General features: G+C 55.0%; 28 protein-coding genes, 1 tRNA gene and 1 pseudogene. 17 read left to right on the top strand and 13 right to left on the bottom strand.

Annotated features, from left to right (window positions below; all coding sequences use genetic code 11):
- Positions 1-115: 115 nt before the first annotated feature.
- Positions 116-481 carry a bifunctional dihydroneopterin aldolase/7,8-dihydroneopterin epimerase gene (gene folB, locus ACERJC_RS22625; RefSeq protein WP_042324296.1) on the bottom strand — a complete coding sequence of 122 codons (366 nt, stop codon included), beginning with the start codon at positions 479-481 and terminating at the stop codon, positions 116-118.
- Between the two features lie 106 nt (positions 482-587).
- Between folB and plsY the strand changes: the two genes are divergently transcribed.
- Entirely contained in the window at positions 588-1,205 is a 618-nt protein-coding gene (gene plsY / locus ACERJC_RS22620) for a glycerol-3-phosphate 1-O-acyltransferase PlsY (protein ID WP_042324298.1), read from the top strand.
- Between the two features lie 33 nt (positions 1,206-1,238).
- Here the strand turns inward: plsY and ttdR are convergent, their stop codons facing one another.
- Positions 1,239-2,171: an L-tartrate utilization transcriptional activator TtdR gene (ttdR, locus tag ACERJC_RS22615; RefSeq protein WP_373672516.1), complete on the bottom strand. Its 933-nt coding sequence runs from the start codon at positions 2,169-2,171 to the stop codon at positions 1,239-1,241.
- A 211-nt stretch (positions 2,172-2,382) separates the two neighbouring features.
- Between ttdR and ttdA the strand changes: the two genes are divergently transcribed.
- The 10 genes from ttdA to ureG all read left to right on the top strand — a co-directional run bounded on the left by ttdA (position 2,383) and on the right by ureG (position 10,464).
- On the top strand, positions 2,383-3,294 hold the full coding sequence (gene ttdA / locus ACERJC_RS22610) for a L(+)-tartrate dehydratase subunit alpha (RefSeq protein WP_094464815.1): 912 nt from the start codon (positions 2,383-2,385) through the stop codon (positions 3,292-3,294).
- Positions 3,291-3,896 (top strand): L(+)-tartrate dehydratase subunit beta, encoded by a 606-nt coding sequence (gene ttdB, locus ACERJC_RS22605; RefSeq protein WP_206163062.1) that lies wholly within the window; start codon positions 3,291-3,293, stop codon positions 3,894-3,896. The genes ttdA and ttdB overlap by 4 nt, the downstream gene beginning before the upstream one ends.
- Positions 3,897-3,944: 48 nt before the next feature.
- The gene (locus ACERJC_RS22600; protein WP_371895850.1) at positions 3,945-5,408 is read left to right on the top strand and encodes an anion permease; all 1,464 of its coding nucleotides are present in this window, start codon (positions 3,945-3,947) and stop codon (positions 5,406-5,408) included.
- A gap of 123 nt (positions 5,409-5,531) precedes the next feature.
- A complete protein-coding gene (locus tag ACERJC_RS22595) occupies positions 5,532-6,356 on the top strand; it encodes an urease accessory protein UreD (protein ID WP_373672556.1) in 825 nt (274 codons plus the stop codon).
- Positions 6,357-6,366: 10 nt separating this feature from the next.
- A complete protein-coding gene (locus ACERJC_RS22590) occupies positions 6,367-6,669 on the top strand; it encodes an urease subunit gamma (protein WP_152406067.1) in 303 nt (100 codons plus the stop codon).
- A gap of 9 nt (positions 6,670-6,678) precedes the next feature.
- Positions 6,679-6,999, top strand: a complete 321-nt coding sequence (locus ACERJC_RS22585) for an urease subunit beta (protein ID WP_152406068.1) — start codon at positions 6,679-6,681, stop codon at positions 6,997-6,999.
- Positions 6,992-8,695 (top strand): urease subunit alpha, encoded by a 1,704-nt coding sequence (gene ureC / locus ACERJC_RS22580; RefSeq protein ID WP_371895848.1) that lies wholly within the window; start codon positions 6,992-6,994, stop codon positions 8,693-8,695. The genes ACERJC_RS22585 and ureC overlap by 8 nt, the downstream gene beginning before the upstream one ends.
- A gap of 9 nt (positions 8,696-8,704) precedes the next feature.
- Complete coding sequence (gene ureE, locus ACERJC_RS22575) at positions 8,705-9,163, top strand: urease accessory protein UreE (protein WP_152406070.1); 459 nt, start codon at positions 8,705-8,707, stop codon at positions 9,161-9,163.
- Positions 9,163-9,837, top strand: a complete 675-nt coding sequence (locus ACERJC_RS22570) for an urease accessory protein UreF (protein WP_373672515.1) — start codon at positions 9,163-9,165, stop codon at positions 9,835-9,837. Before ureE ends, ACERJC_RS22570 begins: the two co-directional genes overlap by 1 nt.
- A gap of 9 nt (positions 9,838-9,846) precedes the next feature.
- On the top strand, positions 9,847-10,464 hold the full coding sequence (gene ureG / locus ACERJC_RS22565) for an urease accessory protein UreG (RefSeq protein WP_152406072.1): 618 nt from the start codon (positions 9,847-9,849) through the stop codon (positions 10,462-10,464).
- Between the two features lie 133 nt (positions 10,465-10,597).
- On the opposite strand, the gene tsaD is transcribed toward ureG, so the two are convergent.
- Positions 10,598-11,611 (bottom strand): tRNA (adenosine(37)-N6)-threonylcarbamoyltransferase complex transferase subunit TsaD, encoded by a 1,014-nt coding sequence (gene tsaD / locus ACERJC_RS22560; protein WP_373672514.1) that lies wholly within the window; start codon positions 11,609-11,611, stop codon positions 10,598-10,600.
- A 227-nt stretch (positions 11,612-11,838) separates the two neighbouring features.
- On the opposite strand from tsaD, the gene rpsU reads away from it, so the two are divergent.
- The 5 genes and pseudogenes from rpsU (at position 11,839) to ACERJC_RS22535 (ending at position 17,250) form a co-directional block, all read left to right on the top strand.
- Complete coding sequence (gene rpsU, locus ACERJC_RS22555; RefSeq protein ID WP_001144069.1) at positions 11,839-12,054, top strand: 30S ribosomal protein S21; 216 nt, start codon at positions 11,839-11,841, stop codon at positions 12,052-12,054.
- 236 nt (positions 12,055-12,290) lie between these two features.
- A complete protein-coding gene (dnaG, locus tag ACERJC_RS22550) occupies positions 12,291-14,036 on the top strand; it encodes a DNA primase (RefSeq protein ID WP_286631612.1) in 1,746 nt (581 codons plus the stop codon).
- A gap of 171 nt (positions 14,037-14,207) precedes the next feature.
- On the top strand, positions 14,208-16,055 hold the full coding sequence (gene rpoD / locus ACERJC_RS22545; RefSeq protein ID WP_046495899.1) for an RNA polymerase sigma factor RpoD: 1,848 nt from the start codon (positions 14,208-14,210) through the stop codon (positions 16,053-16,055).
- Between the two features lie 199 nt (positions 16,056-16,254).
- Positions 16,255-16,530 (top strand): annotated as a pseudogene (gene tnpA / locus ACERJC_RS22540) (IS200/IS605 family transposase); the annotation flags it as partial.
- Positions 16,531-16,800: 270 nt separating this feature from the next.
- Positions 16,801-17,250 (top strand): YuaE family lipoprotein, encoded by a 450-nt coding sequence (locus ACERJC_RS22535; protein ID WP_286631614.1) that lies wholly within the window; start codon positions 16,801-16,803, stop codon positions 17,248-17,250.
- Between the two features lie 33 nt (positions 17,251-17,283).
- Here the strand turns inward: ACERJC_RS22535 and mug are convergent, their stop codons facing one another.
- On the bottom strand, positions 17,284-17,790 hold the full coding sequence (gene mug, locus ACERJC_RS22530; RefSeq protein ID WP_371895845.1) for a G/U mismatch-specific DNA glycosylase: 507 nt from the start codon (positions 17,788-17,790) through the stop codon (positions 17,284-17,286).
- A gap of 125 nt (positions 17,791-17,915) precedes the next feature.
- Here mug and ACERJC_RS22525 point away from each other — a divergent pair.
- Positions 17,916-17,991, top strand: a tRNA-Ile gene (locus ACERJC_RS22525).
- A 157-nt stretch (positions 17,992-18,148) separates the two neighbouring features.
- On the opposite strand, the gene ACERJC_RS22520 is transcribed toward ACERJC_RS22525, so the two are convergent.
- From ACERJC_RS22520 to ACERJC_RS22480, 9 genes are all read right to left on the bottom strand, one after another.
- Positions 18,149-18,367 carry a DNA-binding transcriptional regulator gene (locus ACERJC_RS22520; protein ID WP_042324329.1) on the bottom strand — a complete coding sequence of 73 codons (219 nt, stop codon included), beginning with the start codon at positions 18,365-18,367 and terminating at the stop codon, positions 18,149-18,151.
- A 66-nt stretch (positions 18,368-18,433) separates the two neighbouring features.
- Entirely contained in the window at positions 18,434-19,603 is a 1,170-nt protein-coding gene (locus ACERJC_RS22515; RefSeq protein WP_373672512.1) for a phage late control D family protein, read from the bottom strand.
- The gene (locus tag ACERJC_RS22510; RefSeq protein WP_373672511.1) at positions 19,600-20,085 is read right to left on the bottom strand and encodes a phage tail protein; all 486 of its coding nucleotides are present in this window, start codon (positions 20,083-20,085) and stop codon (positions 19,600-19,602) included. Before ACERJC_RS22510 ends, ACERJC_RS22515 begins: the two co-directional genes overlap by 4 nt.
- A 14-nt stretch (positions 20,086-20,099) precedes the next feature.
- Positions 20,100-22,544, bottom strand: coding sequence for a phage tail tape measure protein (locus ACERJC_RS22505; protein WP_373672510.1), 2,445 nt, complete (start codon positions 22,542-22,544; stop codon positions 20,100-20,102).
- A complete protein-coding gene (locus ACERJC_RS22500; protein ID WP_001630833.1) occupies positions 22,537-22,656 on the bottom strand; it encodes a GpE family phage tail protein in 120 nt (39 codons plus the stop codon). Before ACERJC_RS22500 ends, ACERJC_RS22505 begins: the two co-directional genes overlap by 8 nt.
- 32 nt (positions 22,657-22,688) lie before the next feature.
- Complete coding sequence (locus tag ACERJC_RS22495) at positions 22,689-23,024, bottom strand: phage tail assembly protein (RefSeq protein WP_032448432.1); 336 nt, start codon at positions 23,022-23,024, stop codon at positions 22,689-22,691.
- A gap of 63 nt (positions 23,025-23,087) precedes the next feature.
- Positions 23,088-23,606 carry a phage major tail tube protein gene (locus ACERJC_RS22490; protein WP_373672509.1) on the bottom strand — a complete coding sequence of 173 codons (519 nt, stop codon included), beginning with the start codon at positions 23,604-23,606 and terminating at the stop codon, positions 23,088-23,090.
- 15 nt (positions 23,607-23,621) lie between these two features.
- Positions 23,622-24,800 carry a phage tail sheath protein gene (locus tag ACERJC_RS22485; RefSeq protein ID WP_373672508.1) on the bottom strand — a complete coding sequence of 393 codons (1,179 nt, stop codon included), beginning with the start codon at positions 24,798-24,800 and terminating at the stop codon, positions 23,622-23,624.
- Positions 24,801-24,897: 97 nt separating this feature from the next.
- Positions 24,898-25,452, bottom strand: coding sequence for a recombinase family protein (locus ACERJC_RS22480; RefSeq protein WP_042324340.1), 555 nt, complete (start codon positions 25,450-25,452; stop codon positions 24,898-24,900).
- Positions 25,453-25,530: the final 78 nt, after the last annotated feature.

Here is a 25,530-nt window from a genome sequence, read left to right as displayed (position 1 = left end):
AAGGGGCGAGTCTCAGGATGAGACGAGTAACTCAGTAGCCAACGCACATGCAACTTGATGTATGACGGGTATAGGACTCTTTTATATCCGTTTGGTTTAACAAATATGAAGATAATTATTTTTCTTTCAGATTATTGCTACGCTCAATGATTACGCCCACATTGGCCGCGCGCGCCACCGCGCCTGGCTTACTCAGCTTGATGCGCACCCACGGCGAGTTAAAGCGCGTAAGCAGTAGCTCGGCCACCTCTTCGGCAACACGTTCCACCAGCGCAAAACGCCCACCTTCAACATGGCTAACGATCGTCTCGGCGATATCCGCATAGCTCAGGCAGTCGGCGACGTCGTCACTTTTTGCTGATTTTCGGTTATCCCACGCCATTTCGATATCGAACACCAGTTTCTGTTCAATCGTCTGTTCCCAGTCGTAAACACCAATAGTGGTGATTACCGAAAGTTGCTCTATAAATACAATATCCATCACGACCTGCCTGCTTTTTGGCTAACCCGGATACCACTTCCGGCGAAATATGCGTATTATCCACAGAAGTAGCGTTTTACACGACATTTTCAAAACGGAACAGCTTATGAGTGCAATCGCGCCTGGAATGATCCTCTTCGCGTACCTCTGCGGCTCCATTTCCAGTGCCATTCTGGTCTGCCGCATTGCTGGCTTGCCCGACCCGCGTAGCAGCGGATCCGGTAACCCTGGCGCGACCAACGTGTTACGAATCGGTGGCAAGGGAGCAGCCGTAGCGGTCCTGATTTTCGACGTCCTGAAAGGGATGTTGCCCGTCTGGGGCGCGTATGCGCTGGGCGTCAGCCCGTTCTGGCTTGGCCTTATCGCCATCGCCGCCTGTCTGGGGCATATCTGGCCAGTATTCTTCGGTTTCAAAGGTGGGAAAGGCGTGGCGACGGCCTTTGGCGCTATCGCACCTATCGGTTGGGATCTCACCGGCGTGATGGCGGGCACCTGGTTGCTCACCGTTCTGTTGAGCGGCTATTCATCGCTGGGGGCAATTGTCAGCGCGCTGATTGCACCGTTCTATGTCTGGTGGTTCAAACCGCAGTTCACCTTCCCGGTCTCCATGCTGTCGTGCCTGATTTTGCTGCGTCATCATGACAACATCCAGCGTCTGTGGCGCCGCCAGGAGACAAAAATCTGGACCAAACTGCGCAAGAGACGCGAGAAAGATCCCGAATAAGGTTGGCCGGAAAATGGCGTTGTCCAGCCCGGCCTACAGCACCTGATAGCCTTCGTCCGGCTTGCCTAATCGCTGCTGGCACCATGCCGCCAGAAACTCCACGCAGACCCTGAGCTTCACGCTGCGATACAGCGGCTCCTGATAAACCGCCCAGATGTTGGCGCTCTGCGCGTACTCCGGCAACACTCGCACCAGTTTGCCGCTCGTCAGAAACGGTTGCACATCCCACTCTGAACGCAACATGATGCCCTTGCCTTCCAGCGCCCATTGCAGAACGACTTCACCGCTGTTGGAAGAGAGATGCCCGCTCACTTTGATCGATTTTTTCGTCGTGCCATTTCCCAGTTCCCATATTCCGTGAGTCATGTCACGCTCTTTTGTCACCAGACAATCGTGGTGACTTAATTCCTGCAAGGTTTTTGGCTCAGGATATTTCTGTAAATATCCGGGGGAGGCACACAATATTCTTTTATTCTTTGTTAACAAATGCGCAATATAATAATCAGGGATCTCATCGTTAATGCGAATATCAAGATCGATATTATCCTGAACCAAATCAATTTGCCGATCGAAGAGTTCAAAATGGACCTGTAACTCAGGATAATTGCGCATCAGTTCGGTAATGGCAGGCGCAATGTGACTGCGGCCAAACCCGAAGCTACAACCAATACGAATCATCCCTTCCGGGCGCGTTTTGATTTGCGTCACTTCATCTATCAGGCGCTGATATTGCGTGAGGATCGCCAGCGCCTGTTCATAACAGCGTTGACCACTTTCCGTCAGCGCCACACCGCGCGCAGAGCGGTTAAGCAGCGTGGTGTCGAGCGTGGTTTCCAGGATCTGAATCCGCTTCGTCACAAAGGCAGGCGTTTGTCCGAGGGTGCATGCCGCTGCGCTAAAGCTGCCCGTATGGACAATTTCCACCAGCACCTGAAGGTCTTTGGCTAAGGGCCAGTTTTTGAGCATTTTTCGGGTTATCCATGAAGTTGATACCTCAAGTGTAATTCGCAATCTACGGTTAATCTCTGCCTTTGCTCAATTTTCATCATCTTTCTTCAGCATCATTCACGAACTGTTAATTGCATATACACAGTGGCAAATAATATAAAACCACACATTTAATGGTAGTTTGTGAAAGAGAATTTATTTCCAGAAAAATAAAAGAACTGGAGTTGACATGATGAGCAATCAAAATAATCAAAATGCGGTTAATACGCTGACGGAAATAGTCGCCAACTTTACCGCCATGATATCCACCCGTATGCCCGACGATGTGGTGGACAAATTAAAACAGCTGCGGGACGCCGAAACATCAAAGATGGGGCAAATCATCTACCACACGATGTTCGACAACATGCAAAAAGCGATTGATCTTAACCGTCCTGCCTGCCAGGACACCGGTGAGATCATGTTCTTCGTGAAGGTCGGTTCCCGTTTCCCGCTGCTGGGTGAGTTGCAAAGCATTCTCAAGCAAGCGGTGGAAGATGCCACGGTGAAAGCGCCGCTGCGCCACAACGCCGTAGAAATTTTTGACGAAGTGAATACCGGTAAAAACACCGGTAGCGGCGTACCGTGGGTAACCTGGGATATTGTGCCCGACGGCGATGACGCGGAAATTGAAGTCTACATGGCCGGTGGTGGTTGCACGCTGCCGGGGCGCTCCAAAGTACTGATGCCTTCCGAAGGTTATGAAGGCGTCGTGAAATTCGTCTTTGAAAACATCTCGACGCTGGCCGTCAACGCCTGTCCGCCGGTACTGGTCGGCGTGGGTATCGCCACCTCCGTTGAAACCGCCGCCGTACTGTCGCGCAAAGCGGTACTGCGCCCAATCGGCTCCCGCCATCCGAATCCAAAGGCGGCAGAGCTTGAGCTGCGTCTGGAAGAGGGGCTGAACCGGCTGGGCATTGGTCCGCAAGGGCTCACCGGCAACAGTTCCGTGATGGGCGTACATATCGAATCCGCCGCGCGTCACCCGTCAACCATCGGCGTTGCCGTCTCCACCGGCTGCTGGGCGCACCGCCGCGGCACGCTGCTGGTCCATTCTGACCTCTCCTTCGAAAACCTGTCTCACACCCGGAGCGCGTTATGAAAAAGATCCTCACAACCCCGATCAAAGCCGAAGACCTGGAAGACATCCGCGTTGGCGATGTGATCTATCTGACCGGTACGCTGGTGACCTGCCGCGACGTCTGCCACCGCCGACTGATCGAACTGAAGCGCCCGATCCCCTACGACCTCAATGGCAAAGCGATTTTCCATGCCGGGCCCATCGTGCGTAAGAACGGTGAAAAATGGGAGATGGTCTCCGTCGGCCCGACCACCAGTATGCGTATGGAAGCCTTTGAAAAAGAGTTCATTGAGCAAACGGGCGTCAAACTGGTGGTGGGTAAAGGCGGCATGGGGCCGCTGACGGAAGAAGGCTGCCAGAAATTCAAGGCGCTGCACGTAATCTTCCCGGCAGGTTGTGCGGTGCTGGCCGCCACCCAGGTGGAAGAGATCGAAGAGGTGCACTGGATAGAGCTCGGTATGCCGGAATCGCTGTGGGTTTGTCGGGTGAAAGAGTTCGGTCCGCTGATTGTCTCTATCGACACCCACGGCAACAACCTGATCGCCGAAAACAAAAAACAGTTCGCCGAACGTCGCGGTCCCATCGTCGACGAAATCTGCGAACACGTGCATTACATCAAATAACCCTTCCGGAGAGGCCTGCGCCTCTCCCCCTTTCGCAGGGATACGACAATGGCACCTTTATCTGGTTGGTGGCGATATCTGGCTCCGCTGGTGGTCATCGCCATTATTGCTGTTTTGCCCGTCCCCACCGGTCTTGAGAGCCACACCTGGCTCTACTTTGCAGTCTTTACCGGCGTCATCGTGGGACTCATTCTGGAACCTGTACCCGGCGCAGTCGTGGCGATGATTGGGATATCGATTATCGCGGTCCTCTCGCCGTGGCTGTTGTTCAGCCCGGAACAGCTCGCCCAGGACGGCTTCAAATTTACCTCCAAAGCGCTCTCGTGGGCGGTTTCTGGTTTTTCTAACTCGGTTATCTGGCTGATTTTCGCCGCCTTTATGTTTGGCACCGGGTATGAAAAAACCGGTCTCGGTCGGCGTATCGCGCTGATGCTGGTGAAAAAAATGGGGCATCGCACGCTGTTTCTCGGCTATGCGGTGATGTTCTCAGAACTGATCCTTGCCCCTGTTACCCCCTCTAACTCCGCACGCGGCGCAGGGATCATCTACCCGATTATCCGCAACCTGCCGCCGCTCTATAACTCACAACCCAACGATCCCAGCGCCCGTTCCATTGGCTCTTACATTATGTGGATGGGGATCACCGCCGACTGTGTGACCAGCGCCATTTTCCTGACGGCAATGGCACCAAACCTGCTGCTGATTGGCCTGATGAAGACCGCTTCCCATACGGCACTCAGTTGGGGCGACTGGTTCTTAGGCATGCTGCCGCTGAGCATTTTGCTGGTTCTGCTGGTGCCGTGGCTCGCCTATGTGCTGTATCCGCCCGTGCTGAAGTCAGGCGATCAGGTACCGCGCTGGGCGGAATCGGAACTGAAGGAGATGGGGCCGCTCTGTTCGCGTGAGAAAAAGATGCTGGTGCTGATGGTCGGCGCACTGGTGCTGTGGATCTTCGGCGGAGACTATATCGACGCGGCAATGGTCGGTTACAGCGTCGTCGCTCTGATGCTGGTGCTGCGCATCATCTCCTGGGATGACATTGTCAGTAATAAATCGGCGTGGAACGTCTTCTTCTGGCTGGCCTCGCTCATCACCCTCGCAACCGGACTGAACAACACCGGCTTTATCACCTGGTTTGGCAAGCTGCTGGCCAGCGGGTTGAGCGGCTACTCACCGGTACTGGTGATGATCGCGCTGATCGTGGTGTTCTGGCTGTTACGTTACTTCTTTGCCAGTGCAACGGCCTACACTTCCGCGCTGGCGCCCATGATGATCGCTGCCGCGCTGGCGATGCCGGAAATTCCATTACCGGTATTCTGCCTGATGGTCGGTGCGGCTATTGGTCTGGGCAGCATTCTCACCCCGTATGCGACCGGTCCAAGCCCTATCTACTATGGTAGCGGTTATCTGCCGACGGTTGATTACTGGCGGCTGGGGGCAATTTTCGGCCTGATTTTCCTGGTGCTGCTGCTGGCGACCGGGTTGCTCTGGATGCCTCTCGTTTTGCTTTAACCTCGTTGGGGCGGCAGGGCTGTCGCCCCCTTTTTCCATAAGCGTCTCATATGACCGTTTTCCCCCTCTGCTGAGGCATACTTTTTACTATGCAAACACCCTCACGCTGATAAGGGAAACGCTCTGGATACCGTTGCGCACAAGACACCAACACGGGGCTGGCAGGCCGAACTCGACCTGCGGTTTAGCCATACCGCGCATAAAACGGTGCTCACTCGCGCACACCACGTCGGTCCCCTGACGGTTCAACGGCCGTTTTATCCGCAAGACGATGTTTGCCATCTCTATTTACTCCATCCTCCCGGCGGAATTGTCGGCGGTGATGAACTCCAGATTTCCGTCACGCTGGACGAAAACAGCCATGTATTAATCACCATGCCCGGTGCGGGCAAGTTTTATCGCAGCGCAGGTCCGCTGGCACGACTGCACCAGACGTTTACGCTGGCCCCGAACGCGACGCTGGAATGGCTGCCGCAGGATACGATCCTGTTCCCGGGCGCTAACGCCAGCCTCTGCTCCATATTTCATCTCACCGCCGAAAGCCGCCTGCTGGGCTGGGATCTGCTCTGCTTCGGACGACCGGTCATGCAAGAGACGTTCAGCCACGGCGCATTGCACAACCGCCTGGAAGTCTGGCGTGACGGGCAGCCGCTGCTCATTGAGCGCCTGACGCTGCGTGATGGGGATCTCGCGGCCATCGCCAGTCAACCGTGGTGCGGCACCCTGCTCTGTTATCCGGCCACGGAACAGATGCTGGACGGCGTGCGCGAACGTCTGGCTCCGCTCGGTGATTATGCCGGGGCAACGCTCGCCGACCGGCTGCTGACGGTCCGTTTTCTGGCAGACGACAACCTGATCGTTCAGCGCGTCATGCGTGAAATCTGGCAGTTTTTGCGCCCGCTGTTAACCCAAAAGCCACCGCACCCGCCGCGCATCTGGCAAACCTAAGAGACTCCCTATGGAACTGACTCCCAGAGAAAAAGACAAGCTGTTGCTCTTTACCGCTGCGCTGGTCGCGGAGCGCCGACTGGCGCGCGGGCTGAAGCTGAATTACCCGGAATCGGTGGCGCTCATCAGCGCATTCATCATGGAAGGGGCGCGCGACGGCAAAAGCGTCGCTGCGCTGATGGAGGATGGCCGCCACGTTCTTAACCGTGAACAGGTGATGGAAGGCGTTCCGGAGATGATCCCGGACATCCAGGTTGAAGCGACCTTTCCGGACGGTTCGAAGCTGGTCACCGTTCACAGTCCGATCGTCTAAGGAGCAATCATGATTCCAGGTGAATACCGGATCGCGACAGGAAACATTGCGATCAACGCAGGGCGTGAAACGCGCACGATCGTGGTGGAGAATCATGGCGATCGTCCTATTCAGGTGGGATCGCACTACCACTTTTACGAGGTCAACCCGGCGCTCCGCTTTGCCCGTGAATCCGCGCTGGGTTTTCGTCTGAATATTCCGGCGGGGACAGCGGTACGTTTTGAGCCGGGGCAAAAGCGAGAGGTCGAGCTGGTACGCGTGGCGGGCGCACAGCGTATTTTTGGCTTTCGCGGCGACGTCATGGGTGCACTGGAGGTGAAACATGGCTGAAATTTCCCGACAGGCTTACGCCGACATGTTCGGCCCAACCACCGGCGATAAAGTACGTCTGGCGGACACCGATCTGTGGATCGAAGTGGAAAACGATCTCACCACCTATGGCGAAGAGGTGAAATTCGGGGGCGGCAAAGTGATCCGCGACGGCATGGGCCAGGGGCAGATGCCGTCTCAGGATTGCGTGGATTTGGTGATCACCAATGCGCTGATCGTCGATCACTGGGGGATCGTCAAAGCGGATATCGGCATTAAAGACGGCAGGATCTTTGCGATTGGCAAAGCCGGAAATCCGGATATTCAGCCTGACGTGACGATCCCAATCGGCGTCGCCACCGAAGCGATCGCCGGCGAAGGCAAGATCGTGACGGCGGGTGGCGTGGATACCCATATTCACTGGATCTGTCCGCAGCAGGCGGAAGAAGCGCTGGTCTCCGGTGTGACGACAATGATTGGTGGCGGCACCGGACCGGCTGCCGGCACCAATGCCACCACCTGCACGCCGGGGCCGTGGTATATCGCCCGAATGCTACAGGCGGCGGACACGCTGCCCGTCAATATCGGCCTGCTGGGCAAAGGCAATGGTTCCCATCCCGATGCGCTGCGCGAGCAGGTTGCCGCTGGCGCCATCGGCCTGAAAATCCACGAAGACTGGGGTGCGACGCCTGCGGCTATCGACTGCGCGCTGACCGTAGCCGATGAGATGGACATTCAGGTGGCCCTGCACAGCGATACATTAAACGAGTCGGGCTTTGTCGAAGATACGCTGGCAGCGATTGGCGATCGCACCATCCACACGTTTCACACCGAAGGGGCCGGCGGCGGGCATGCTCCGGATATCATCACTGCCTGCGCGCATGCCAACATTCTTCCCTCTTCCACCAACCCGACACTGCCCTACACCGTCAACACCATTGATGAGCATCTCGACATGCTGATGGTTTGTCACCACCTGGATCCGGATATCGCCGAGGATGTCGCCTTTGCCGAATCCCGGATCCGTCGGGAGACCATTGCCGCCGAAGACGTGTTGCATGACATTGGCGCGTTTTCGCTGACCTCATCGGATTCTCAGGCAATGGGACGCGTGGGGGAAGTGATCCTGCGCACCTGGCAAGTGGCGCACCGGATGAAAGTGCAACGTGGCCCGTTAGCAGAAGAAACGGGTGATAACGATAATCTGCGCGTGAAGCGCTACATTGCCAAGTACACCATTAACCCGGCGCTGACGCACGGCATCGCCCACGAAGTCGGTTCGATTGAGGCCGGGAAGCTGGCGGACCTAGTGCTCTGGTCCCCTGCCTTTTTCGGCGTGAAGCCAGCCACCATCGTGAAGGGCGGCATGATCGCCTGCGCGCCGATGGGTGACATCAATGCCTCCATCCCCACGCCGCAACCGGTGCATTACCGCATGATGTTTGGCGCGCTCGGCGCGGCACGTCATCATTCCCGGCTGACCTTTCTGTCACAGGCGGCGGTGGAAAACGGCGTCGCGCAGCAACTCAATTTGCAAAGCCAAACCGCCGTGGTGAAAGGCTGCCGGACGGTGAAAAAAGCCGACATGATCCACAACAGCCTGCAACCCAATATCACCGTGGATGCCCAGACCTATGAGGTTCGTATCGACGGTGAACTCATCACCAGCGAACCCGCTGACGTTCTGCCAATGGCGCAGCGTTACTTTTTATTTTGAGGAGCCGAGATGCTGTTATTGACGCAACGCGTTGACACCCCAGCGCACGTCACCGCCACGCTGACGCTGCCGATTGATATCCGCGTGAAGAGTCGGGCGAAAGTACAACTCAATGACGGGCGCGAAGCGGGGCTGATGCTGCCCCGTGGCCTGCTGCTGCGCGGCGGCGACTGCCTGAGCACTGAAGACGGCACGGAAGTGGTGGAAATCATCGCCGCCAGCGAGGCGGTGTCGGTGGTGCGCTGTGCCGATCCGTTCCTGCTTGCGAAAGCCTGTTATCACCTCGGTAACCGCCACGTCCCATTACAAATTCTGCCGGACGAACTGCGCTATCACCACGATCACGTGCTGGATACGATGCTGCGCCAGTTCAAACTGCAGGTGACGTTTGCGCACTTGCCGTTTGAACCTGAGGCCGGGGCGTATGCCAGTGAATCTCATGGTCATCACCACAGCCATGCGCACTGATGCGTGATGCACTGCAGCAGTTGCGTCTACTGCAACTCGCCAGCAGCAGTCTGCCGGTGGGATCGTTTACCTGGTCACAGGGGTTGGAGTGGGTAGTTGAGACCGGCTGGGTGAACAGCGTGGACACCTTCGCGCACTGGCAAACCCGGCAGATGGAAAACAGCGTTTTCACCGTCGACCTGCCGCTGTTCGCCCGGCTGTATCGGGCTTGCGAGCAGGATGATATTGACGCTGCACGACGCTGGACGGCGTATCTGCTGGCCTGTCGGGAAACCCGCGAGCTACAGGAAGAAGAGCGCAGCCGGGGCGCGGCGTTCACCCGACTGGTCGTCGACTGGCAGCCAGAATGCCCGCAGCCATGGCGCACGCTATTTGCCGACAGTCAGCTCTGCGGTATGGCCTGGCTGGGCGTGCAGTGGCGCATTCCACTGCCCGACCTGGCCTTAACGTTCGGATACAGTTGGATTGAGAGTGCGGTGATGGCCGGTGTCAAACTGGTGCCGTTTGGTCAGCAGGCGGCCCAGCGGCTGATTATTACGCTTTGCTCGCAGTATGCCGAGGGCATGGCGCAGGCGCTGGCGTGTCCGGATGACGGTCTGGGTTCCGCCACGCCGCTGGCAGCCATCGCCTCTGCACGCCATGAAACGCAATATTGCCGTTTATTTCGCTCCTGAGGAGAGACAATGAGTGAGTACAAACATCCCCTGCGCGTTGGCGTAGGCGGCCCGGTGGGTTCCGGTAAAACCGCCCTGCTGGAAGCGTTATGCAAAGCGATGCGCGACCGCTGGCAACTGGCGGTGGTCACCAACGATATCTATACCAAAGAGGATCAGCGCATTCTCACCGAAGCTGGCGCGCTGGCACCGGAACGCATTGTCGGTGTGGAAACCGGCGGCTGTCCGCACACCGCCATCCGCGAAGATGCCTCGATGAATCTGGCCGCGGTGGACGCGTTAAGCGAAAAATTCGGCAATCTGGATCTGATTTTTGTTGAGAGCGGCGGCGACAACCTGAGCGCCACCTTCAGCCCGGAACTGGCGGATCTCACTATCTACGTGATCGATGTGGCCGAAGGGGAAAAGATCCCGCGAAAAGGCGGACCGGGGATCACCAAATCGGATTTTCTGGTGATCAACAAAACCGATCTCGCTCCCTATGTAGGCGCGTCGCTGGAGGTCATGGAACGCGACACGCTGCGCATGCGTGGCGAGCGCCCATGGACGTTTACCAATTTAAAATCGGGTGACGGTCTGGCGACAATTATTGCGTTTCTGGAAGACAGAGGAATGCTGCGGGTGTAGTGCGGGTGTATGCGGTGTATTGCCGGGTGGCGGCTTCGCCTGACCCGGCCTACGGTCTTGTCGAGCCGGTAAACGCAGAGAATAGATTCGTAGGCCCGGTAAGCGCAGCGCCACCGGGCAGGACAGAAAGCGCTTATGCCGCAGGCAGTTCCGCCAGCGGCCAGCGCGGACGTACAGTCACGCCGAGATCCGCCGTGGCACCCGCTTTAAAGCGCACCATACCGGCATAGGCAATCATCGCCCCGTTATCGGTACAAAATTCCGGGCGGGCATAGAACACGTCGCCACGACGTTTTTGCATCATCTCCGCCAGCTTCGCCCGCAGCGTACGGTTGGCGCTGACGCCGCCTGCCATCACCAGACGCGTAAAGCCGGTCTGATCCAGCGCCCGCTTGCACTTGATCATTAGCGTATCCACCACCGCGTCTTCAAACGCCCGGGCGATATCGGCACGAGTTTGATCATCATCGCCGTTATTGCGAATCGTATTCGCCGCAAAGGTTTTCAACCCGGAGAAGCTGAAATCCAGCCCCGGACGATCGGTCATGGGCCGCGGGAAAACAAAACGTCCGGCGGTGCCCTGCGACGCCATTTTCGACAGCATCGGGCCGCCAGGGTAGTCGAGTCCCAGCAGCTTGGCGGTTTTATCGAACGCTTCACCGGCAGCGTCGTCAATCGATTCACCGAGCAACGCATACTGCCCAACGCCCGTCACGCTGATAAGCTGGGTATGCCCTCCCGAGACCAACAGCGCCACAAAGGGGAATTCTGGCGGGTTATCTTCCAGCATGGGTGCCAGCAGATGTCCTTCCATATGGTGTACAGGGATGGCGGGCACATTCCATGCAAACGCCAGCGAACGTCCGACGGTTGCGCCGACCAGCAGCGCGCCAACCAGACCCGGTCCTGCGGTATACGCCACCGCATCAATCTCTTTCGCATTCAGTCCCGCCTCTTTCAGCGCCGCCTGAATCAGCGGCACCGTTTTGCGGACATGATCGCGGGAGGCCAGTTCAGGCACGACCCCGCCGTAGTCAGCATGTAATTTCACCTGACTATACAATTGGTTGGCTAACAGACCTTTTTCGTCGTCGTAAATGGCGATGCCGGTTTCATCGCAGGATGTTTCAATTCCCAGTACACGCATGACTTGTTTCTACCTCACGTTATTACCGCGCAGTGTAGGTCGAATGCGGGTAGATGTATACCCTCACTCCCGATTTCGTGTATACTCTTCCCCCTTATAAAAGTCCCTTTCAAAATCGCATCGGTGCTTTACAAAGCAGCAGCAATTGCAGTAAAATTCCGCACCATTTTGAAATAAGCTGGCGCTGATGCCAGCGGCAAACCGAATTTATCAAAGGTGAGAGTTACATGCCGGTAATTAAAGTACGTGAAAACGAGCCGTTCGACGTAGCACTGCGTCGCTTCAAGCGTTCCTGCGAGAAAGCAGGCGTTCTGGCGGAAGTTCGTCGTCGTGAGTTCTATGAAAAACCGACTACCGAACGCAAACGCGCCAAAGCTTCTGCTGTGAAACGTCACGCGAAGAAACTGGCTCGCGAAAACGCACGCCGCACTCGTCTGTACTAATCTCTGTCGGGGGCTGAGGCTCTCGATTCAGACCGAGTTGTAGTTGTAAGGCCGTGCTTCCGAAAGGAATGCGCGGCTTATTTTCGTTTATGCATTAGCATATACACAAAATCATTCATGATGCGTCAAGGCGGCAAGGGAGTGAATCCCCGGAGCTTACTTAAGTAAGTGACAGGGGTGAACGAGCGTAGCCAACGCCGAGGCAGCTTGAAGGATGAAGTGTATAAAAGGGGCATATGGCTGGACGAATCCCACGTGTATTCATCAATGACCTGCTGGCAAGAACCGACATCGTCGATCTCATCGACGCGCGGGTAAAGCTGAAAAAACAGGGCAAAAATTATCACGCGTGTTGTCCGTTCCATAACGAAAAGACCCCCTCTTTCACCGTAAACGGTGAAAAACAGTTTTATCACTGCTTTGGATGCGGCGCGCACGGCAACGCTATCGACTTCCTGATGAACTACGACAAGCTCGAGTTCGTGGAAACCGTCGAAGAACTGGCGGCTATGCATAACCTTGACGTCCCGTTTGAAGCAGGCACAGGCCCCAGTCAGATAGAGCGCCATCAACGGCAAAGCCTGTATCAACTGATGGATGGCCTGAACACGTTTTATCAGCAATCTCTGATGCAACCCGCCGCTACCCCTGCGCGCCAGTATCTGGAAAAGCGAGGACTCAGTAGTGAAGTGATCGCGCGTTTTGCTATTGGCTTTGCGCCCCCCGGTTGGGACAACGTCCTGAAACGGTTTGGCGGCAATAGCGAAAATCGCCAGTCACTGGTGGATGCGGGTATGTTGGTCACCAACGATCAGGGACGCAGTTACGATCGCTTCCGCGAACGGGTGATGTTCCCCATCCGCGATAAGCGTGGTCGGGTGATAGGTTTTGGCGGTCGTGTGCTGGGTGATGCGCTACCGAAGTACCTCAACTCCCCGGAAACCGATATTTTCCATAAGGGCCGCCAACTGTATGGCCTTTATGAAGCGCAGCAGGATAACGCCGATCCGCAACGTTTGTTAGTGGTGGAAGGCTATATGGATGTGGTGGCGCTGGCGCAGTATGGTATTAACTATGCCGTGGCTTCGCTGGGCACCTCAACCACCGCCGATCATATTCAGCTCCTGTTCCGCGCCACGAACAACGTTATTTGCTGTTATGACGGTGACCGTGCAGGACGAGACGCCGCCTGGCGCGCGCTGGAAACCGCACTGCCGTACATGACGGATGGTCGTCAGCTACGCTTTATGTTTTTACCTGATGGCGAAGACCCCGATACGCTGGTGCGTAAAGAGGGAAAAGCGGCATTCGAAGCCCGGATGGAGCAGGCCCTGCCGCTCTCCGCGTTTTTGTTTAATAGCCTGCTGCCGCAGGTGGACCTGAGCACGCCGGACGGTCGAGCGCAGTTGAGTACGCTGGCGCTACCGCTTATCACTCAGGTACCGGGTGAAACGTTACGCATTTATCTGCGACAGGAATTGGGCAACAAGCTTGGCATTCTGGATGACAGCCAGCTTGAACGATTAATGCCAAAATTGTCCGAAAGTGGGACTTCCCGACCCGCTCCGCAGCTAAAACGCACGACCATGCGTATACTGATAGGACTGCTGGTGCAAAATCCGGAACTGGCGCCGCTGGTGCCACCGTTAAGCGGTCTGGACCAGAATAAGCTGCCTGGGCTTGGCTTATTCGCAGAACTGGTCAACACTTGTTTGTCCCAGCCAGGGCTAACCACCGGACAGCTTTTAGAACACTATCGTGGCACAAATGATGCGGCCACCCTTGAAAAATTGTCGATGTGGGACGATATAGCAGATAAGGATATTGCTGAAAAAACCTTCACCGACTCACTCAACCATATGTTTGATTCGATGCTTGAGCTGCGCCAGGAAGAGCTAATCGCCCGCGAGCGCACACACGGTTTAAGCAGCGAAGAACGCCGGGAGCTCTGGACACTGAACCAGGAACTGGCGAAGAAATGAATTGAAACAGACAAAAGTATTTAACGGCTTAAGTGCCGAATAGCGATCGGGAAGCCCCCGACAGCCGCACTGAGAGGCAGCGGCCACAAATATAAGTACGCCCTCGCTTTAAATGTTGGCAGCAACGGCTTGCTGACTCTAATCAAACGAATTAAGTGTGGATACCGTCTTATGGAGCAAAACCCGCAGTCACAGCTGAAGCTTCTTGTCACCCGTGGTAAGGAGCAAGGCTATCTGACCTATGCCGAGGTCAATGACCATCTGCCGGAAGATATCGTCGATTCAGATCAAATTGAAGATATCATCCAAATGATCAACGACATGGGTATTCAGGTGATGGAAGAAGCACCGGATGCCGATGATCTGCTGCTTGCTGAAAATACCACCAGTACCGACGAAGACGCGGAAGAAGCGGCTGCGCAAGTTCTGTCCAGCGTAGAGTCTGAAATCGGTCGTACCACTGACCCGGTTCGCATGTACATGCGTGAAATGGGTACCGTTGAACTGTTGACCCGCGAAGGCGAAATCGATATTGCGAAACGCATCGAAGACGGGATCAACCAGGTTCAGTGCTCCGTTGCCGAATATCCAGAAGCTATTACCTATCTGCTTGAGCAGTACGATCGCGTTGAAGCTGAAGAAGCCCGTCTGTCCGATCTGATCACCGGCTTTGTCGATCCAAACGCGGAAGAAGATCTGGCCCCTACCGCCACTCACGTCGGATCTGAGTTATCTCAGGAAGACATGGATGACGATGAGGACGAAGACGAAGAAGACAGCGACGACGACAGCAGCGATGACGACAACAGCATCGATCCTGAGCTGGCGCGCGAGAAGTTCGGCGAACTGCGTACGCAGTACGAAGTCACGCGTGACACCATCAAAGCGAAAGGTCGTAGCCACGCCGATGCCCAGACTGAGATCCTGAAGCTGTCTGAAGTATTCAAGCAGTTCCGTCTGGTACCAAAGCAGTTTGACTACCTCGTGAACAGCATGCGCGTCATGATGGACAGGGTTCGTACCCAGGAACGTCTGATCATGAAGCTCTGCGTTGAGCAGTGCAAAATGCCGAAGAAGAACTTCATCACCCTGTTCACCGGCAATGAAACCAGCGAAACCTGGTTCAATGCGGCTATCGCGATGAACAAGCCGTGGTCCGAAAAACTGCACGATGTGGCCGATGACGTTCATCGTGGTCTGCAGAAACTGCGTCAGATTGAAGAAGAAACCGGCCTGACCATCGAGCAGGTCAAAGACATCAACCGTCGCATGTCCATTGGCGAAGCGAAAGCGCGTCGTGCGAAGAAAGAGATGGTTGAAGCAAACTTACGTCTGGTTATCTCTATCGCCAAGAAATACACCAACCGTGGTCTGCAGTTCCTGGATCTGATTCAGGAAGGCAACATCGGTCTGATGAAAGCGGTCGATAAGTTTGAATACCGTCGTGGTTACAAGTTCTCCACCTATGCAACCTGGTGGATCCGTCAGGCGATCACCCGCTCTATCGCGGATCAGGCGCGCACCATCCGTATTCCGGTGCACATGATTGAGACCATCAACAAACTCAACCGTATCTCCCGCCAGATGCTGCAAGAGATGGGTCGCGAGCCGACGCCGGAAGAGCTGGCTGAACGTATGCTGATGCCGGAAGACAAGATCCGTAAAGTGCTGAAGATCGCCAAAGAGCCGATCTCCATGGAAACCCCTATCGGTGACGATGAAGATTCGCATCTGGGTGATTTCATCGAGGATACCACCCTCGAGCTGCCGCTGGATTCTGCCACAACCGAGAGCCTGCGTGCGGCAACGCATGACGTGCTGGCTGGCCTGACCGCGCGTGAAGCGAAAGTCCTGCGTATGCGTTTTGGTATCGATATGAACACCGACCACACGCTGGAAGAAGTGGGTAAACAGTTTGACGTTACCCGCGAACGTATTCGTCAGATCGAAGCGAAGGCGCTGCGTAAACTGCGTCACCCGAGCCGTTCTGAAGTGCTGCGTAGCTTCCTGGACGACTAATCGTTCATCGCGCTGGATTAATATTTAAGGCCACAGCTTGCTGTGGCCTTTTTTTTGCCTATGGAAAACCCCCTGCCAGGCTGGGGGTTCCGGAAAGCTTTCAGCTTTAAGTCAGTTATTAAAACCCCTTTTGATTTGTTAAAACATCTTGCGGTCTGGCAACTGCAAAAGTTCAACAAGGAATCAAAAGGGGGTCCCAATGAGGGACGAAAAGAGCTTAGCGCACACCCGATGGAACTGTAAATATCACATAGTTTTTGCGCCAAAATACCGAAGACAAGCGTTCTACGGAGAGAAACGCAGGGCGATAGGCGGCATCTTAAGAAAGCTGTGCGAGTGGAAAAACGTACGGACCCTGGAAGCTGAATGTTGCGCAGATCACATCCATATACTTGTGGAAATCCCGCCCAAAATGAGCGTATCTGGCTTCATAGGATATCTTAAAGGGAAAAGCAGTCTGATGCTTTATGAGCAGTTATCGCTCCCTTATCCGGGCAGCCCGTTTACGGGCCGTAAGTAACGAAGTCTGATGCAAATGTCAGATCGTATACGCCTGTTAGGACGCGGCTGGTAACAGAGTCTTATAGGCGCATCAGAAAAACCCCCGACTATGCCGGAGGATATTTATTTATCCTCTGAATTCCAGCGTGTGAAAATCATCCCAATCCCAACAGTAATAAACTCGCATTGCTATTGTTCCGTTTCCTCTTATAATCAATACCTAAGATAATTCTCAAGCAAATAAATGAGTATGCCCTACTCTTCTGCAGGAACTGATAATAAAATGAAAAACACATGGCTTCTGATGGTATGCATCGTGCTGACTGCTTGTGTCAATAAACAGCAAAACGCGCCTAAATCGCTGGTCACTCCCGTAGCAGAGCCGGTTGTACAACAACCTCAGGCTACGGCGAATGAAGACAGGATGAAAAGCAGTTCTTTGACAGCCAACGAAACCTGCATACGCTCATTAAACGCCCTTCGCTCCTACAGCCCGAAAAACTGGGATAAATACAGCGGCGCGATGGCGGAGCTGAACAAGAAAAATAGTCTGTTCCTTTCAGTGAAGGAGGACCTGAACCCTCAGTTGAATGATCTTGTCATTAACGCCTACGAATCCAGAATGAAAACACTGTGCTACCGCATTGAGAGCGCGCTGGGTCAGGCGATGATTGCCCAGGTTGACCCGATGTAATGGAATAGAGGATCCGGACAGCCACTGTCGGGATCATCTCCCCCGCACGATCAGCGCTTCATCCAGTTCCCTGAATGCTTCCACCAGTTTATCCAGCGTAATGCGGCTCAACCCGCTGGTATTCGGCAACACCCACACCTGCGTTGCGCCAATGGTTATGCTCTGTTTTCCCCACTGTACGCCACGCTGGCTGAAGCCTTGCTCAAATGCCTGCTTACCCAGAATCGCCAGGGCATGCGGTTGGTACTGCTCAATTTTGGCAATCAGGCTACGTCCACCGTCGTGCAACTCCTGACGCGAGACTTCATTGGCCTGCACCGTTGGTCTGTCAACCAGTTTGGTGACACCGCAGCGAAAATCCAGCAGGTGTTCTGCCTCTTCGGGTTTGAGCTGGCGCTCGGTAAAACCGGCCTGATGAATCACCTTCCAGAAACGGTTCGCCGGATGTGCAAACGGAAATCCCGTCCCGGCAGAAGAAAGCCCCGGATTGATGCCGCAGAACACGACCCGCAACCCCGGCGCTAAAATGTCCTTAACCATAACGACTCCACTACATAACATCGTAAGAAAAGTATAACGGATTGAAAATACGTTGTTTAATAAAACAGCATACGTACGGTTATGGCTGGATTGCACGCCGGAGTTACTTTATAATTCACCGCCACGGCCCCTTAGCTCAGTGGTTAGAGCAGGCGACTCATAATCGCTTGGTCGCTGGTTCAAGTCCAGCAGGGGCCACCAAATTTTAGCTTTTAAATCATATAATTAAGCCACTCAAAAGAGTGGCTTTTTTGTTACCTCATTTTTGAGTGGCGATAGAATGGCGGTGAATTTTTTACCGTCACTTTACTGAAGGCATAAAAAAACCCGCACGCGGCGGGCATTTAGCGAAAATTTATCAGAGCCACAATGGCCGCTGACCACCGACAGCCGGGTGCGGCGGTGCCGGGTCGATGGATCCCGGAGTAACAATAAAGCGTTCTATCGTTTCCATTGTCATAAATGTACAACTACAGTTGATGTTCTGGCACTGGTGGTAGCGCTCTTTCGTATTTTCAGTTAGATAGCGGCTTGTTCGCGCATGTGCAGCATGATGGCACTTCGGACAATGAAACATAACCCACCTCTCATTCTCAATTAGTGAATCAATGATAATCATCAATTCACTTTTTGTGAATATATTTTATTCATCATTTGATTCTGCACTGTACTCCACATCAGATAGCTTAACCTCAAGCTCTAAGCCCGTCGTGAAGCCGCTATTATTTAGATTGTGAGTTACCTTACTGATTAACCATGATTGCTCGTCTATGACACGCTTAAAGCCCGACACGCGCACCGGTGTTTCAGGGAATAAATCAGCCCTACCAAGCGCCAGCGTAATTGAAAACTCCGCGACGCCTCGCTGCAGCTTATCCCACTTAGCCTGAGCGGCACGCATAGCCTGCGCCTTTGAAGCGTAGACCGTCGTCAATGCCAGCACGTTATCGGCCTCACCGGCCATGTACTCACCCTCGCGCGCTTCCTGCTCTTTTTTGGCCTTTGTCTTTTTGCTGACCGGTTTTGCTTTCGGGTGTTCCAGTGCTCGCAGGTGTTTCTCTTTTGGCTGGCGTTTCAGCGTTACTTTCTGCTTTTGCGGCTTCGGGTCTTTTGTGTGCAACCATTTCGCTGTTACGCCGGTATAAGCCCCGCGGTCGGCAATGGCAAACTGATGACGGTCACCATCGTTGCGGGTAAGGGTCATTTGCGGGACGGGTTTACCGCTGGCCGTCATCGCACTACCGGCTTTAAGGAAGAGCAGTTTCCCCGCTTTCACTGACACCGTCGCCCCGTTGCGGTCAGCCAGTCGGGTCAGGAATACCGCGTCGGATTCCTGCGACTGGTCGATATGCGGTACCGGGATTTTTTTCAGCGAATCTGCGACGTTGGCCGTCAGTTTATTGCGCTTTGCGATGGTACTGACCAGCTCACCGAGGGTGGTGTCGTGCCATGATTCTTCACGCCGTGAATTGAGCGTTCCGCGAAAGTCTGCACTACGCGCGCGAATGGTCAGGGTATCAGGCGCGCCCCGGTGCTCAATCTCATCGACCGTGAAATCGCCCTTATTCAGAAGCGCCGAATCCTGCCAGCCAAGCCACAGCGTCAGCACCGCCCCGCGCAGGGGTAGCTCGACTTTTCCATCGGAGTCGTCGAGCTCAATGTCGAGCTGGTCAGCCTCAAAACCCCGGTTGTCGGTCATGGTGAGAGAAATCAGCCGATCACTAAAATTGCTGGTAATGTCCTGGCTGTTCAGTGTCAGCATAAACGCCGGTGAAAGGCTGGTACCGGCATCAATAGTCATACCCGTAATCATGCTGTCAGCCCCCCGAGCGCACCCTGCAGCTTATCAGTGAGATTACCGGCAGAGCCTAGAAGCTCGCTGGCCTGCTTATTCAGGTCGCCAAACATTGCGGTCAGTGATTCGTCGACCCGTTTCAGCGAAAGGGTGAAATCAATCTTTCTGGCCGCGCCGTCGCTGAAAAACTCGGTATGCGTAGTCGACACCTTATCGACGATATACATCCCGAAGATATTGCCGGTTCCCTCAATCAGCGGCCACGCTCTGCCCTCGTCGGCCATCAACTCAACAGCCAGCAGTGATATACGACCGCCGGTAATAGCAGGGTAAAGCGTACCGGCAAGCTGGATCGCGTTTTCGCCCTCGCCGAGAAACTGATACGCAGGCGGTTTACCTACCCGGTCATTGGACGCCCAGCGGTAATCCTTCGAGTGTTGCATCGACTGATAAGGCATGGTGCGGCGTTCAAACACGAACATTCCAAGCGCAAGCATCATCGTTTTATTCCTCCTCAGTAGTCGTGGGTCATACTGGCACGCTGACGGGCGCGTTTATCACGCTCAACCTGTTCGAGCGTGTCACGTAACTGTCGGTCGAGTTGATGCCCCGGCGCAACGCCACCCGGCAGATTGATGTTGTATTCGCTTTTACTCTGGTCGATATAAGAGCGTCCCGCCGGTGCGGTAACGGGCTGGTAAGCCTGATAACCGCCATAGGTGCTGGTAGCCGGAATGTAGGAATTACCCTGCGTGGCGGCGTTGGTTTTGGCGGCGGTCTGGTCGAGACTGTCCGACTCTTTGTTGATGATGCCGAGCTTTTCGAGAAGCCAGTTGACACCGCTGCGCAGCTTGTTAAAAACATTGAGCGGAGCCATCAAGGCCGAGGCCAGTGCCTGACCAAAAATAACGCCGACATTTTTGCAGCTATCAAGCGTCTCCTGCGTGGCCTTGACCGGTGCAATCAGGTCTTTAAACCATTGCCAGACTCCGCGCAGCTTCTCACCGATGCCGTCAAAAATGGGTGCCAGTGGAGCGAACATTTCCCCGACAGGTGCAAAGGCACTCATGATGCCCTCAATCACCCCTGAGAAAAATGCGCTAATGGGTTCCCAGTATTTGCGGATGAGTAGCGCCCCAGCCACAATCGCCGCACCGACGGCCAGAATCGGCCAGGTAATCGCGCCCAGTGCCGTCACAATGGCACCACCTGTGACAGTAAAGACCGTCCCCAACAAGCCAGCAGCGGCAATAATGGCATTAATACCCATAACAACCGGCCACGCAACGAGGCCAATGCCGCCGATGACACCAATCAGTGCCAGCGCGCCACCGGCAATAATGCCGATAGTTGTCGCCAGACCTTTGTTTTTCTGGATCCAGCCGTCGAGCTTTAACACGTATTGTGTGGCGGTTTGGGTGAGTTTACGCAGCGAGCCCTCTTGCTGGTCAAAAAGGTCGGTACCGACTGCCTCATAAGCAGACTGGAACTCTTTAAAGTCGCCGCCGAGGTTATCCTGCATAACCTTAACCAGCTCCCCGGTTTTGCCGTCTGACGCTTTCAGCGCGGCGGTTAGCTGGTCGAGCTTGCCGCTGGCCGCTGCAGCCATCAGCACATTAGCTGATGAGCTGGCTTCCTCGCCGAATATCGTTTTCATATATTCGGCTTGCTGTCCGGTTCCAAGATTGTTGCGCTTAAAGCTGGCCTGCATTTCTTTCAGGATGGTAAATATCGGGCGCGTATTGCCTTTGCTGTCTGAGGTTTTGACACCCAGCTCTTTGAGGGCGTCCCATGCCTTGCCGGTCGGAGCCTGCAGGCGACTTAATACTGCACGGCTCCCGGTACCAGCCATCGAGCCTGTGATTTTTGCATCATGCAGAGCACCCACCATTGCGGCGGTTTCTTCAATGCTGACACCGGCATTTTTTGCCACCGGCGCGGCATATGTCATCGCATCACTGAGGCCGTCAAAGTCGGCGGCTGTTTTGTTCATCACCGTAGACAGTACATCGCCAATATGCGAAACCTTGTCATTGGAAAGCTGAAACGCGGAGCGCATCCCCATCAGTAACGCGGCGTTTTCTTCCATTGTACGACGGTTAGCAAGCGCCATATTCAGAGTAACTGGCGTTGTTGCCTGAATCGCGGCGGCATCACCACCACCTTTTGCGATAATAATCTGCGCACTGGCAGCATCGTCGGCAGAGGCTGCAGTATTGTCGCCGAGCTGGCGAGCCTGTTTGCGTAGCGCCTCCATTTCTGGCGATTGCTTATCGACCCCGAGCACGGCCTGCAGTTCGGAATTTTTCTGCGCAAAGTCATAACCGGGCATCAGTAATTTAACCCCGGCCATCGTTCCCGCTGTCGCGATACCGACCCCGGCAGCACCTGCTGCGGCCATGTTACCGGCAAGCTCTTTACCTGATTTATATCGCTCTTTCACCCGGCTTAATTTCGCCTGCTGCGCACTGACGCGCGCCAGTGCCTCGCGCTGGCGGTTAAGCTGCGCCGTCGTTTCGCTGATGGAGGTTTTGAGCCGACGCTCATCGGCAGACAGGGTGCGGGTATTTATACCGGCCTGCATCAGCTCGGAGCGCTGGCGCTGTACCGACGTTCTCAGGCTGTTGTATTTCGTCTGCAGCTCAGAAGCGGCACGCTTTGCCGCTTCGAGTGCCTGTGCCTGCGCGCGGGTCGGACTGGTGGTGTTTTTAAACTGCACGGCCAGCTCACCGGCCTCGCGTTTCGCTTTCTCAAGCGACTGACTGGTCACGGCCAGTTGCGCGCTTGCCTTACGAAAGCCGTCGATTTTTGACGCCTGCCCATTCAGGTCACGCAGCCCTTTTTGCGTGTCGCGAATATCACCCGACAGGGATTTACTCGCGGTCTGGATGGATTTAAGCGGTCGGGTCGCCTGGTCGACCGCTTTCAGCAATACCTCAAGCCTCAGGTTATTACTCATTGTGGTTTCCGCTACGCTGCAGCGCCTTTTCGCGCCATGTGATGAGCTCGGTCAGGCTCAGGGAATAGAGCTCTGATGGCGACCAGTGAAATATCACTGCAATATCCGCCATCAGGTCATCGGTCGACAGGTCGGGTGGAAAATCTATTCCGCCGAAGCCGGTGACAAAAAACCAATCACCTTAGCGGCCAGCGACAGCATATCGGGCAGGTTCATTGCGGTAAGCTCCTGCGCGGTGAGCGCGGGATAGGTCATGCGGGGCAGTACCTTAATCAGCGCATCGACTTCGGACTGCGCCACCGCTGCCAGACTGACACCGCGCAGGGTACCGGCGTTCGGCTCAATCAGGGTGACTTTATCAATCGTCTGACCGGCGCGCTTAATCGGCTTGTCGAGGGTCACGACGTTCGGGTTTACGGTGTCAATTTCATTGCCAGCCGTATCAACAAATTCAGCGGTTTTGCGTGGTGCTTTTGCCATGATGTTTTTCTCTGCTCTGAAAGGGAGTTAATAACCGGCCAGCAATGCTGACCGGTCAGGGAATTACAGCCCGATTGCGCGGCGGTGCTGTTCCAGACGGTCGACGCCGTTCACCTTCTCGACCATGTTGACGGTGTCGATTTCGATGATGTCGCTACCATCAATCGTGAGGCGGTAATAGGTGCAAACGGTCGACAGTTTGGTCGAGGTGTTTTCACCCTGCTTATTCTCGCCGCCGTCGATTTCTTTATGACGGCCACGCATGACCACCTCGACCGCCACGATTTCGCCGGTGTCGTCGCGCTGGTAAGAGCCAGCAAAGCGCAGCGGCACGGCATCAGCACCCGGCGCGGCGTACTGCGCCCACAGCGCCACATCAGGCAGACCACCGACAGCCCACTCGACGGTTAGTGCATCGTCGTCGAGGCCGAGGTCAATCGGTGCCGCGCCATTCATGCCGCCACCGCGATAGTTTTCGAGCTTGCGGGTCAGCTTCGGCAGCGTCACGGATTCAACAACGCCCATGTAGCTGAGGCCATCGTTGAACATGTTCAGATATTTGAGTTTGCGGGGTAGTGCCATGTTGTTTCAGGCTCCTTAGCTGTTGACCGATTCGGCCAGATTCACCAGATATTTATCGGTGATACGCTGGCGCAGGGTCAGGCTTTCCAGTGGTGGAACCGGCGTATAGTCGTAGTCGATATACAGTTTCCCGGCCTTAAGGGTTTCCTTATCGTTCGATTCCTCGTCGAACCAGCATTCACCGTCCACGATGTAGCCATTTGATTTCAGCTCGCGGAATTTGGCGTTAATGCCGTCGACAATGTCACGAATGAGCGTGGGGGTGATGGGCTTATCGACCGCCCACATGTGCGCCTCAGCCATTGTGTCGGCCAGCACCTGCGCGGTGCGGGTGTAGTTCTCAAACAGAAAAAGCGGGTCATCAGAGCAGGTGCGGTTACCCCAGAAGCGGAAACCATCCTTACGCACCAGAGTTGTGACCCCTGCCTCGTTGAGCAGGTCAGCATCGGTGCCGGATGCCTGCAAATCCCAGAAGACTGACGCACTGATGCCGGTGACACCCTGCACGCCGACGTTAGACAGCGTTTTGTGCCAGCCGATAGTCTGGTCGATGTAAGCACGCAGACCGAGTGCGCGAGCGGTGGCATATGCCGTCGCGGTGGCGTTCGCGGTGGTATCCCATGCGAGGAAGTCAGGCCAGATGACCATCAGTTCGCGCTGGCTGAAATTCTCGCGATAGGCCATCGCCTCGGAAATGGTTTTACAACCCCACGCACTGACATAGCAAAATGCGCGTAGTTTGATAGCGACTGACACAAGTGCGACCGCCACCTCTTGCGTATCGAGACCCGGCACACCGAGAATGCGCGGCTTAACGCCGGTAACCGCTTCGGCAGTCAACAGCGCTTTAATGCCAGTGTATTTACCATTCTCATCCGTACCGCCGATGATGTTGGAAATGGTCTGCGCTTCCGCGTCTTCTCCGGTACCTTCGGCAACGCGTACGACAACAGTGACGGGTTTTGACTGGTCGGCGATAGCCTGCAGGGAAGCAGACAGCGTGCCTTTTTTACCGGCTTTCGCAATGGCGCTCTGCACATTGGTAATCAGTACCGGCTCATTGAGGGGAAATGTCGCGGCATCCGCATCGCTGGCCGTACAAACCATGCCGACAATTGCGGTTGCAACAGTGGAAATGACGCGGGTGCCGTCGTTAATTTCGAGCACCTGCACGCCGTGGTGAAAATCACTCATCCGGTTAACTCCGTGGTTAGTGGGCGAGTGTTATTGTCCTGGCTGGTCTGGTGATGGGCTATTTGTCATCGTTCGCTAAGGGTTGGCACAACGACAGTCAGTTCGTCGACGCGGGAAATTTCTTGTACAGCGTAGATACGCCAACATCAAAAATCAGTGCTACACGTTTGCGTGATTCTCCGGCAGCAATCAACCGACCAGCCTGAGCCCACTCATCCATCGTTAACTTTGGTCGTCTTCCTCCAATTCGCCCCTGAGCGCGAGCTGCAGCCAGCCCGGCGCGAGTCCTCTCGACAATCAGTTCGCGTTCCATTTCTGCGAGAGCCCCCATGATATGAAAGAAAAAACGCCCCATCGGTGTCGAAGTGTCAATACTGTCGGTAAGGCTTCGAAAATTAACACCTCGCTGGCGAAGCTCCTCAGTCATTGAAACAAGGTGCCGCATGCTACGTCCAAGCCTGTCGAGCTTCCATACAACGAGTGTGTCGCCCTGATTAAGTCGCCTGAGCGCCCGGTTCAGTCCTGGTCTGTTTGTTGATTTTCCGCTGATTTTATCTTCAAAAATAAGCTCACATCCTGAGCGCTCAAGCGCATCACGTTGCAAAGCCGTGTTCTGGTCATTTGTTGATACGCGCACATACCCAATAAGCATGGTTTTTCATTCCGTTAAAATGAGAAATCATGCCATCAGACTGATAAATATGCATTTTCAAAAACGTTGGTTTGGGAG

The organism is Citrobacter telavivensis, from assembly GCF_041807075.1.
GTDB classification, from domain to species: Bacteria; Pseudomonadota; Gammaproteobacteria; order Enterobacterales; family Enterobacteriaceae; genus Citrobacter_A; species Citrobacter_A telavivensis.
This window is presented reverse-complemented; position numbering and strand designations above follow the sequence as displayed.